Source organism: Amycolatopsis sp. NBC_01307 (assembly GCF_035975215.1).
Taxonomy (GTDB): Bacteria; Actinomycetota; Actinomycetes; order Mycobacteriales; family Pseudonocardiaceae; genus Amycolatopsis.
The window spans coordinates 6,915,309-6,924,439 of sequence record NZ_CP108403.1 but is presented as its reverse complement, the minus strand read 5'-3'; the positions used below and the strand labels follow the sequence as shown (position 1 = coordinate 6,924,439).

Here is a 9,131-nt window from a genome sequence, read left to right as displayed (position 1 = left end):
AGATGTAGGAAGAGGGCACCCACCCGCTGATGTGCCGGAGGTTGCCGTGAAGAAGATCATCAACGATCCGGCGAACGTGGTCGTGGAGTCGCTGCGGGGCCTCGCCGCCGCGCACGCCGACATCCTCCGCGTCCAGGAGGACCCGGACGTCGTGGTCCGGGCCGACGCCCCGGTCGCGGGCAAGGTCGCCGTCATCTCCGGCGGCGGGTCCGGGCACGAGCCGCTGCACGGCGGCTTCGTCGGCCTGGGCATGCTCGCGGCCGCCGTCCCGGGCGCGGTGTTCACCTCGCCCACCCCGGACGCCGTGCAGGCCGCCGTCACCGCGACCACGGGTGACGCCGGGGCGCTGCTGATCGTGAAGAACTACACCGGTGACGTGCTCAACTTCGAGACCGCCGCCGAGCTGGCCGCCGCCGAAGGGCTCGAGGTGCGCAGCGTCGTGATCGACGACGACGTCGCGGTCAAGGACTCGACGTTCACCGCCGGCCGCCGCGGGGTCGGCGGCACGGTGCTGCTGGAGAAGATCACCGGTGCCGCCGCCGAGCGCGGTGACTCGCTCGACGCGGTGACCGCGCTGGCGGAGAAGGTGATCGGCCAGGTGCGCTCGATCGGCGTCGCGCTGACCGCGCCGACCGTGCCGCACGCCGGCACCCCCAGCTTCGAGCTCGCCGACGACGAGATCGAGTTCGGCATCGGCATCCACGGCGAGCCCGGCCGCGAGCGGATCCCGCTCGAACCGGCCGACGCGCTGGTCGCGCGCATGGTCGAGGCGATCGTCTCGGACCTGCCGTTCGCCTCCGGGGACCGCGTGCTGCTGTTCACCAACTCGATGGGCGGCACCCCGCTGGTCGAGCTCTACCTGGCCCACGGCATCGCCGAGCGGCTGCTGGCCGAGCGTGGGATCGTGGTCGAACGCCGGCTGGTCGGGCCGTACATCACCAGCCTCGAGATGCAGGGGATGAGTCTGACGTTGCTCAAACTGGACGACGAGCTGACGGAGCTGTGGGACGCGCCGGTCAACACCGCGGCCCTGCGGTGGGGGCTCTGATGACCTGCAAGTCCGCGGGGGTCGCGGCGGCCGTGCGCGCCGCCGCGGCGGTCGTCGCCGAGCACCGGGCCGAGCTGATCGAGCTCGACCGCGCGATCGGCGACGGCGACCACGGCGAGAACCTGAACCGCGGCTTCACGGCCGTCGTCGCGGCCCTCGACGCCGCCGAGCCGGACACCCCGGGCGGGGTGCTGAAGCTCGTCGCGACGACGCTGATCTCCAAGGTCGGCGGCGCGGCCGGCCCGTTGTACGGCACGGCTTTCCTGCGTGCCTCGGCCAAGCTGGGCACGACCGCCGAGCTCGACGTCCCGGCGCTGCTCGACGCGCTGCGCGCCGGGCTCGAAGGCGTCCAGGCCCGCGGGAAGGCCGTGGCCGGCGACGCGACGATGGTCGACGCCCTGATCCCCGCCCTTTCGGCCGCGGAGAAGGCGGCCGAGGACGGCGGGGACGTCGGCGCGGTGCTGACCGCGGCCGCCGACGCCGCCGACCGCGGTGCCGAGTCCACAGTGGACCTGGTGCCGCGCAAGGGCCGGGCGTCCTACCTCGGCGAGCGGGCGGTGGGTCACCTGGACCCGGGCGCGCGCTCGTCGGCCCTGCTGCTGCGGGCGTTCGCGGGAGCCGCCCGGTGAGCGTCGGCATCGTGCTCGTGTCGCACAGCGGGAAGCTCGCGGAAGGCCTCGCCGAACTGGCCGCCCAGATGGCCCCGGACGTCACGATCCTGCCGGCCGGCGGCCTCGCCGACGGCGGGATCGGCACGGACTACGACGAGGTCGTCGCGGCCACCCAGCGCGCCGACTCCGGCGCCGGGGTGGTGCTGCTCTACGACCTCGGCAGCGCCCAGATGACCGCCGAGCTGGCCGTCGAGTCGCTGGCCGACCCCTCGGCCGCACTGGTCGCCGACGGCCCGCTGGTCGAGGGCGCGATCGCGGCGGCCGTCGCCGCGCAGGCCGGCGGGGACCGCAAGGCGGTGGCGGAGGCCGCCGCGGCGGCCGGGATGCCCGAGGACCTGATGCCCGCTCCGCCGGTCGCCGGCGGGGGTGGTGGCGACGAGATCGAGCTGGAGCTGCAGAACGAGGTCGGCCTGCACGCGCGGCCGGCCGCGGTGCTGGTGCGCACGCTGAGCGCGTTCGACGCCGAGGTGAAGGTGGGCCTCGGCGAGCAGGAGGCCGACGGGCACAGCGTGCTGGCTCTGATGTCGCTCGGTGCCCGGCAAGGTGACCGGATCCGTGTCCGGGCGAGCGGCCCGCAGGCGTCCGAGGCGCTGGCCAAGGCGAAAGAGCTGGTGGAGGGCAATTTCGGCGAGTGAGCCCGCGTTGCCGACCGGGTGACAAACGCCGTTCTGACTCGATTCCGTCTGGGCTTCAGAAGGCGGCGCGTGGCAGTATCGGGGCAATTACCGGCGAGTAACATCACTGGAGGCCTCGATGGCGCGGGACATCTCGACAGTCGGAGTGGTCGGCCTCGGCACGATGGGGGCCGGTATCGCCGAAGTGCTCGCGCGCAGCGGGCTCGACGTCATCACGGTCGAGCTGGACGAGACGGGCGTCGCGCGCGGCCGGGGGCACCTGGAGCACTCGACCGAGCGCGCCCTGTCCGGCGGAAAGCTCGACGAAGCCGGCCGGGAGGCGCTGCTGGGCCGGATCCGGTACAGCACGACGCTCTCGGATCTGTCCGAAGTGGACCTCGTGGTCGAGGCGATCCCGGAGAGCCTGGCGGCCAAGGCCGACGTCTTCACGCAGCTGGACAAGGTCACCCGGCCGGAGGTCGTGTTCGCGTCCAACACGTCTTCGCTGTCGATCACCGAGATCGGCGTGCACACCGCGCGCCCCGGCAAGGTCGTCGGCATGCACTTCTTCAACCCGGCGCCGGTGCAGAAGCTCGTCGAGATCGTGAAGACCGTGGTCACCGAGCCGGAGGTGGTCACCGACGTCGTCGCGTTCGCCGAGCGGCTGGGCAAGGTGCCGGTGGTGATCGGCGACCGGGCCGGGTTCATCGCGAACGCGCTGCTGTTCGGCTACCTGAACCACGCGGTACGGATGTACGAGCAGCGCTACGCCACGCGCGAGGACCTCGACGCCGCGATGCGCTTCGGCTGCGGCTACCCGATGGGCCCGCTCGCGCTGCTCGACCTGATCGGGCTGGACACCGCGAACGAGATCCTCGACACGATGTACCACCAGTCCCGCAACCGGCTGCACGCGCCGGCGCCGCTGCTCAAGCAGATGATCACCGCGGGCCTGCTCGGCCGCAAGACCGGCCGCGGCTTCTACACCTACGACGCGCCGGACTCGCCGAACGTGGTCGCGGACGCCACGGCGACGTCCACTGTGGACGGTGCCGCGCCGCGGCCGGTCGCGAAGGTCGGTGTGGTCGGCACCGGCACGATGGCCACCGGCATCGCGGAGGTCTTCGCGAAGCGCGGTCTCGACGTCGTGCTGCGGGCCCGGAGCCTGGAGAAGGCCCAGGCTTCGGTGGCGAAGGTGAAGAAGTCGCTCGACAAGGCCGTGGTGAAGGGCAAGCTGTCCGAAGAGGACGCGGCTCTCGCCTTGGCGAGGATCACCCCGGTCACCGACTTCGACGCCTTGGCCGACGTCGACCTGGTCGTCGAGGCGGTGGCCGAGGAGCTTTCGGTGAAGCAGGCGGTGTTCGCGGCCTTGGACGAGGTCGTCCGCCCCGGCGCCGTCCTGGCCACGACGACGTCCTCCTTGCCGGTGATCGAGTGCGCCGCGGCGACCTCCCGGCCGGGCGATGTGGTCGGTCTCCACTTCTTCAACCCGGCCCCGGTGATGAAGCTGGTGGAGGTCGTGTCGACGATCGCCACGGCCCCGGACGTCGTCGCCACGGCGAGCGCGGTCTGCCAGGCGGTCGGCAAGCACGCCGTCCACTGCGGCGACCGCGCGGGCTTCATCGTCAACGCGCTGTTGTTCCCGTACCTCAACGACGCCGTGAAGATGCTGGAGGCGCACTACGCCGGCGCCGACGACATCGACACGGCGATGAAGGTCGGCTGCGGCCTGCCGATGGGCCCGTTCGAGCTGCTGGACGTCGTCGGCCTCGACGTCTCCCTGGCCATCCAGCGGACGCTCTACAACGAGTTCCGCGAGGAAGGCTTCGCGCCCGCGCCGCTGCTGGAGCACCTGGTCACCGCCGGCCGGCTGGGGCGGAAGACCGGGAAGGGCTTCAAGGACTACTGATCAGCCACCCAGGCTGAGCGCGACGTTGCCGTCGCGCGCGTCCTGCGGCGTCACCATGGTCCGGCCGCGGTGGGCGACCTCGACCAGGTAGATCTGCTCGCCAGCGGGGACGCTCTGCGCGGACAGGGAGAACACGCAGGTGCCCATGCCCGCCGGCCGTCCGGTGCCGAGCGCGCCCCGGGAGAGCATCGTGCCGGCGGCGTTGTAGACCGTGACCGCGGCGCCACCGGTGATGTCCGCATAACCGCCCGAGCCGACGCAGGTGCCGAAGCCGTCCCCGCCGCTGGTCAACGTGAAGGTGCCGCGCAGGTCGAACGTGTCCCCGGACGGGCCCGCGGGACCGCCGGAGCCGGCCAGGCCGAGGCCGGCCCACAGCGCGCCGACCAGCGCCGCGCCGCCCGTGGCCGCGAGCACCAGGCGCCAGGGGCTGGTCCGGTACCTGGGCCGAGCCGGTGCGGCCGATGGTGCGCCGGGATCCGGTTGGTACAGGTCGGTCATCAGGACACCTCCGGTCGGCACGATCGGCGGGTCCGTTCGTGCGAAGGAGGTCGTCCGGAGGATGGCGCCCGTTACCCCGGGGCCCGGATCGTGCTCGGTTGGCGCAACGCTCGCCAGTACCGGTTCCGGGGCCGTCGGCCGCTAGCGGTAGTACCCCTCGACCGGGACGCGGGCCTCGTCGAACAGCGCGGGGCCGTCGAGCTTGTGGCCGCCCCAGGTGACCGGCGGCCGCAGGGTGAGGAACTGCTCGGTCGACAGCGCGTAGACGACCCGGCCGAGCCCGGACCGCTCGATCGCGCCGGCGCACATCCCGCACGGCTGGGTGCTGGTGAACATCGTGGTCGTCGCCGCGACCTCCGGGGCCAGGTGCTGCGCCGCCCAGCGGGCGAGCTTCAGCTCGGGGTGCGCCGTGATGTCGTCGTCGGTGATCGAGGTGTTGCGGTCTTCGGCCAGGACGTTGCCGTCGGCGTCCGCCAGCAGGGAGCCGAACGGCGGGTTGCCGTGCACCTCGCGCGCTTCGCGGGCCAGCTCGATCGCCCGCCGCAGCAGGGTTTCCTCGGTGTCGTTCACAGTTTCTCCTTCCAGGACGCGGCAATCACCGCGAGGTCTCGCCAAGCCACCTCCGGGTGGAGGGTTTCGGCCGGGTCGGCGTCGAACGGGTCGAGCACGACGGTGTCGGCACCCAGGTCCCGCAACCGCGCCAGGTCGTCGAGGACCTGGTCGAGCGTGCCCTCGCCGGCGCGCCGGTCCGGCCCGGTCACCGGGGTGCCGGTCAGCCGCAGCAGGATCCGCGGCGCGAACGCGGGCACCAGCCGGTCGCCGGCCAGGGTTGTCAAGCGCCCCAACCCTTCCCGGAAGCCGGCCATGGTCAGCCGCAACGGGTGCCACGCGTCGCCGAGTGCGACCGCGCGGCGCAGCCCGGCGTCGCTGAGCCCGCCGAGCCAGAGCGGGATCGGGCCCGCGCGGTAGTCGTCGTGCTCGGCCCAGGCCGCGCGGATCGCCCGCAGGTACTCGGTGGTGAGCTTCCCGCGCTGCTCGAACGGGACGCCCAGCGCGTCGAACTCCTGCTTCGCCCAGCCGATGCCGGCGCCGAGCACGAGCCGGCCGCCGCTGAGCTGGTCGAGGTTCGCCGCCATCCGGGCGACCAGCAGGGGGTGGCGGTACGGCACAACCAGCACGGTGGTGCCCAGGCGCACCCGCGTCGTGACGCCGGCCAGCCACGACAGCGTCGTGAACGGCTCGTAGAACGGCGCCGGGTACTGCGCCGCGACGTCTGGCGTGATCGCGACGTGATCGGACACCATCAGCAGGTCGTAGCCGAGGCCTTCGACGGTCTGCGCCCACGCGCGCAGTGCGCCGGGATCCGTGCCGGGGCCGAAGTTGGGGACGTTCACGCCGATCTTCACCCACCAAGGCTAACGAGGGGAAACCTCTGATCGGAAGGGATCGGCCACGGCGTTCGCCGGCTTCGGCCGTGGATCTCGCGGTATATTCACCGGATGACCGAGAGTCTCGATCCGACCGACTGGGCCATCCTGGTCGAGCTCCAGCGTGACGCCCGGCTGCCCCTCACCGAGCTGGGCCGCCGGGTGAACCTCAGCGCGTCCGCGACCACCGAACGCCTCCGCCGTCTCGAGGCCACCGGCGTGATCACCGGGTACCGCGCGGACATCGACCTCGGCAAGGTCGGGTACGCGGTGCTCGCCGTCGTGCGGCTCAAGTACCCGGGCAGCCGCCACGAGCCGCTGCACAAGCTGCTGGCCGAGCGCTTCGAGATCCTCGAATGCGTGCGCACCACCGGCGACGACTGCTACACGCTCAAGGTCGCCGCGGCCTCGATGGCCCACCTCGAGCGCACGATGGACGAGCTGGCCCAGTTCGGCAGCACGACCACGAGCATCGTCTACAGCCAGACGCTGCCCTACCGCGGACCGCAGGAGCCCGCCCGTGACCTCGACTCCTGACCGGATCGTCGTCTACGGCGTCACCGGCTCGGGCAAGTCGACGCTCGCCGCGCGGATCGCCGAGCGCACCGGCCTGCCGTACCACTCCGTGGACGACCTGACCTGGCAGCCGGGCTGGGTCCAGGTGCCCGACGAAGAGCAGCGCCGCCGCATCGCGGAGGTCTGCGCGGGGGAGCGCTGGGTCCTCGACGCCGCGTACAGCCGGTGGAAGGACGTCGTGCTGCCCCGCACTCAGCTCATCGTGGGTCTCGACTACCCGCGCCGGCTTTCGCTGGGCCGCCTGCTGCGCCGGACGGCCGTGCGGTCGGTGACCCGTGAGCGGATCTGCAACGGCAACGTCGAGTCGTTCCGCCAGATGTTCTCCGCCGACTCGATCATCCGCTGGCACTTCGCGTCGTTCGCGCGGAAGCGGGCGACCATCCGGGGCTGGGCCGCCGAACCGCCGTGCCCTTCGGTCGTCCGGCTGACGTCCGCGCGCGAAACCCGCCGGTGGCTCGAGACGCTGTGACGTCGACGGCCGGACGTCAAGCACCGGGTGGCAGCAGGGGGCCACCGCTCCAGTGCTGGAACACCAGGTTTGTGTGGACGCGGGCGACTTCGTCGCGGGCGGTCAGCTCGTCGAGCACCAGCCGTTGCAGCTCGCCGGCCGAGCTGGTGGCGACGTGCGCGAGGAAGTCGTCCGGCCCGGTCAGGTGGTAGACCGCGCGCACCTCGGGCAGGGACAGCAGGTGCTCGATGAACGGGTCCACCAGCGGCCGCCGGTGCGGGCGCACCTGGACGAACAGGAACGCCTCCAGCGGCCGCCCGAGCTTCGCTGCGTCGACCGACGCGTGCTGCCCGGTGATCACGCCGGTGTCCCGCAGCCGCGCCACCCGGTCCAGGCACGTCGACGGCGCCAGGCCGACCGCGGCCGCGAGGTCCTTGTTGGTGATCCGGGCGTCGTTCTGCAGCAGGCGCAGAATGTCAAGATCAACCGGACTGAGTTCGACATTCTCGGACATCGGCGAATGATATCCGAGGCTGTTGCCATGGATCCGGTGAAAGATCGAGCATGCTCGTATGACTTCCGCCCTGCGCACCCGCGCCGTCCACGCCGGCCGTGACGACCTCACGGACCTCGGCGTGCACGCCGCGCCGCTCGACCTGTCCACGACCTACCCGTCCCGGGACAGCGCCGGCGAAGCCGCCCGGATCGACGAGTTCGCCGCCGGCGGCGAGGTGGCCGGCCCGCCGATCTACGGCCGGGTGGGCAACCCGACCGTCGAGCGGTTCGAGCGGGCCCTGGCCGAGCTCGAAGGGTTCGACCACGGCGTCGCGTTCGCCAGCGGCATGGCCGCGGTGTCCGCCTGCCTGCTTTCCGCGGTGGCGCAAGGGAAACGCCACGTCGTCGCGGTGCGCCCGCTGTACGGCTGCAGTGACCACCTGCTCCAGTCGGGACTGCTCGGCACCGAGGTCACCTGGGCCGCGCCGGACGCTGTCGCCGCCGCGCTGCGGCCCGACACCGGCCTGGTGTTCGTCGAGACCCCGGCGAACCCGACGCTCGCCGAGGTCGACATCGCCGCGCTGGCTCTCGCGTGCGGGGACGTACCGCTGGTGGTGGACAACACCTTCGCGACGCCGGTGCTGCAGCGCCCGGGCCGCCACGGCGCCCGGATCGTGCTGCACAGCGCGACGAAGTTCCTCGGCGGCCACGGCGACGTGATGGGCGGGATCGTCGCGTGCGACGCCGAGGAAGCCGCCCGGCTGCGGCAGATCCGCTTCGCCACCGGTGGCGTGCTGCACCCACTGGCCGGATATCTGTTGCTGCGTGGGCTTTCCACCTTGCCGCTGCGGGTCGGCGCGGCGTCCGCGACCGCGGCGACGCTGGCCGAGCGGCTCGCCGCCCACCCGGCCGTGACGAAGGTGCACTACCCGCGGCTCGGCGGGCCGCTGGTGGCGTTCGAGGTCGAGGGCGACCCGCACGCCCTGATCGGTGCCGTCCGGCTGATCACCCCCGCCGTCAGCCTCGGCAGCGTCGACACGCTGATCCAGCACCCGGGGTCGATCAGCCACCGGATCGTCGACGCCGGCGACCGCCACGACGCCGGCGTGTCCGAGCAGCTCATCCGGCTGTCGGCCGGGCTGGAGGACGTCGAGGACCTCTGGCACGACCTCGACCAGGCGCTGAAGGCGCTCTGAGGCCGGTCAGCCGCAGCAGCCGCCACCACAGCACCCGCCGCCACCGGCTGGGGCCGCGGGACCACCCGCGGCTCCGGTGAGGGCGACCGTCGTGAGCAGCTTGACGGTGTCCGCGTGGCCCTCCGGGCAGGCGGCCGGCGCGCCGGACTCGCTCATCGGGCGCAGGAGCTCGAAGGTCTCGGTGCACTCGCGGCAGCGGTAGGCGTAGGTCGGCATGCGGCGATTATCGCCGGGCGGGCCCCCGGATGG

The 9,131-nt window shown here is 72.6% G+C and carries 12 protein-coding genes; 7 read left to right on the top strand and 5 right to left on the bottom strand.

The annotated features are described in order from the left end of the window. Positions 1–46 precede the first annotated feature (46 nt). The 4 genes from dhaK (at position 47) to OG439_RS29885 (ending at position 4,242) form a co-directional block, all read left to right on the top strand. A complete protein-coding gene (dhaK, locus tag OG439_RS29900; RefSeq protein WP_326944109.1) occupies positions 47–1,048 on the top strand; it encodes a dihydroxyacetone kinase subunit DhaK in 1,002 nt (333 codons plus the stop codon). Beyond that, positions 1,048–1,677 (top strand): dihydroxyacetone kinase subunit DhaL, encoded by a 630-nt coding sequence (gene dhaL / locus OG439_RS29895; RefSeq protein WP_326944108.1) that lies wholly within the window; start codon positions 1,048–1,050, stop codon positions 1,675–1,677. Before dhaK ends, dhaL begins: the two co-directional genes overlap by 1 nt. Next, the gene (dhaM, locus tag OG439_RS29890; protein ID WP_326944107.1) at positions 1,674–2,354 is read left to right on the top strand and encodes a dihydroxyacetone kinase phosphoryl donor subunit DhaM; all 681 of its coding nucleotides are present in this window, start codon (positions 1,674–1,676) and stop codon (positions 2,352–2,354) included. The genes dhaL and dhaM overlap by 4 nt, the downstream gene beginning before the upstream one ends. Before the next feature lie 118 nt (positions 2,355–2,472). Then, positions 2,473–4,242: a 3-hydroxyacyl-CoA dehydrogenase family protein gene (locus tag OG439_RS29885; RefSeq protein ID WP_326944106.1), complete on the top strand. Its 1,770-nt coding sequence runs from the start codon at positions 2,473–2,475 to the stop codon at positions 4,240–4,242. On the opposite strand, the gene OG439_RS29880 is transcribed toward OG439_RS29885, so the two are convergent. From OG439_RS29880 to OG439_RS29870, 3 genes are all read right to left on the bottom strand, one after another. After that, a complete protein-coding gene (locus OG439_RS29880) occupies positions 4,243–4,740 on the bottom strand; it encodes a hypothetical protein (protein ID WP_326944105.1) in 498 nt (165 codons plus the stop codon). A 141-nt stretch (positions 4,741–4,881) separates the two neighbouring features. Further along, positions 4,882–5,310, bottom strand: a complete 429-nt coding sequence (locus tag OG439_RS29875; RefSeq protein ID WP_326944104.1) for a nucleoside deaminase — start codon at positions 5,308–5,310, stop codon at positions 4,882–4,884. Further along, positions 5,307–6,146 (bottom strand): LLM class flavin-dependent oxidoreductase, encoded by an 840-nt coding sequence (locus OG439_RS29870; protein ID WP_326944103.1) that lies wholly within the window; start codon positions 6,144–6,146, stop codon positions 5,307–5,309. The genes OG439_RS29875 and OG439_RS29870 overlap by 4 nt, the downstream gene beginning before the upstream one ends. A gap of 93 nt (positions 6,147–6,239) precedes the next feature. On the opposite strand from OG439_RS29870, the gene OG439_RS29865 reads away from it, so the two are divergent. Beyond that, positions 6,240–6,704: an Lrp/AsnC family transcriptional regulator gene (locus tag OG439_RS29865; protein ID WP_247057052.1), complete on the top strand. Its 465-nt coding sequence runs from the start codon at positions 6,240–6,242 to the stop codon at positions 6,702–6,704. Next, positions 6,688–7,212, top strand: coding sequence for an adenylate kinase (locus OG439_RS29860; protein WP_326944102.1), 525 nt, complete (start codon positions 6,688–6,690; stop codon positions 7,210–7,212). Before OG439_RS29865 ends, OG439_RS29860 begins: the two co-directional genes overlap by 17 nt. A gap of 16 nt (positions 7,213–7,228) precedes the next feature. On the opposite strand, the gene OG439_RS29855 is transcribed toward OG439_RS29860, so the two are convergent. Then, complete coding sequence (locus OG439_RS29855) at positions 7,229–7,705, bottom strand: Lrp/AsnC family transcriptional regulator (RefSeq protein WP_326944101.1); 477 nt, start codon at positions 7,703–7,705, stop codon at positions 7,229–7,231. 58 nt (positions 7,706–7,763) lie between these two features. Between OG439_RS29855 and OG439_RS29850 the strand changes: the two genes are divergently transcribed. Further along, a complete protein-coding gene (locus OG439_RS29850) occupies positions 7,764–8,882 on the top strand; it encodes a trans-sulfuration enzyme family protein (protein ID WP_326944100.1) in 1,119 nt (372 codons plus the stop codon). Between the two features lie 6 nt (positions 8,883–8,888). On the opposite strand, the gene OG439_RS29845 is transcribed toward OG439_RS29850, so the two are convergent. Then, positions 8,889–9,098, bottom strand: a complete 210-nt coding sequence (locus tag OG439_RS29845; protein ID WP_247057042.1) for an FmdB family zinc ribbon protein — start codon at positions 9,096–9,098, stop codon at positions 8,889–8,891. Between the last annotated feature and the right edge of the window lie 33 nt (positions 9,099–9,131).

Bases quoted from the DNA above. Each gene is read 5' to 3' on its own strand.
- OG439_RS29855 (WP_326944101.1), bottom strand. From the start codon at position 7,705: ATGTCCGAGAATGTCGAACTCAGTCCGGTTGATCTTGACATTCTGCGC.
- OG439_RS29845 (WP_247057042.1), bottom strand. From the start codon at position 9,098: ATGCCGACCTACGCCTACCGCTGCCGCGAGTGCACCGAGACCTTCGAG.
- OG439_RS29865 (WP_247057052.1), top strand. From the start codon at position 6,240: ATGACCGAGAGTCTCGATCCGACCGACTGGGCCATCCTGGTCGAGCTC.
- OG439_RS29850 (WP_326944100.1), top strand. From the start codon at position 7,764: ATGACTTCCGCCCTGCGCACCCGCGCCGTCCACGCCGGCCGTGACGAC.
- OG439_RS29880 (WP_326944105.1), bottom strand. From the start codon at position 4,740: ATGACCGACCTGTACCAACCGGATCCCGGCGCACCATCGGCCGCACCG.
- dhaL (WP_326944108.1), top strand. From the start codon at position 1,048: ATGACCTGCAAGTCCGCGGGGGTCGCGGCGGCCGTGCGCGCCGCCGCG.
- OG439_RS29885 (WP_326944106.1), top strand. From the start codon at position 2,473: ATGGCGCGGGACATCTCGACAGTCGGAGTGGTCGGCCTCGGCACGATG.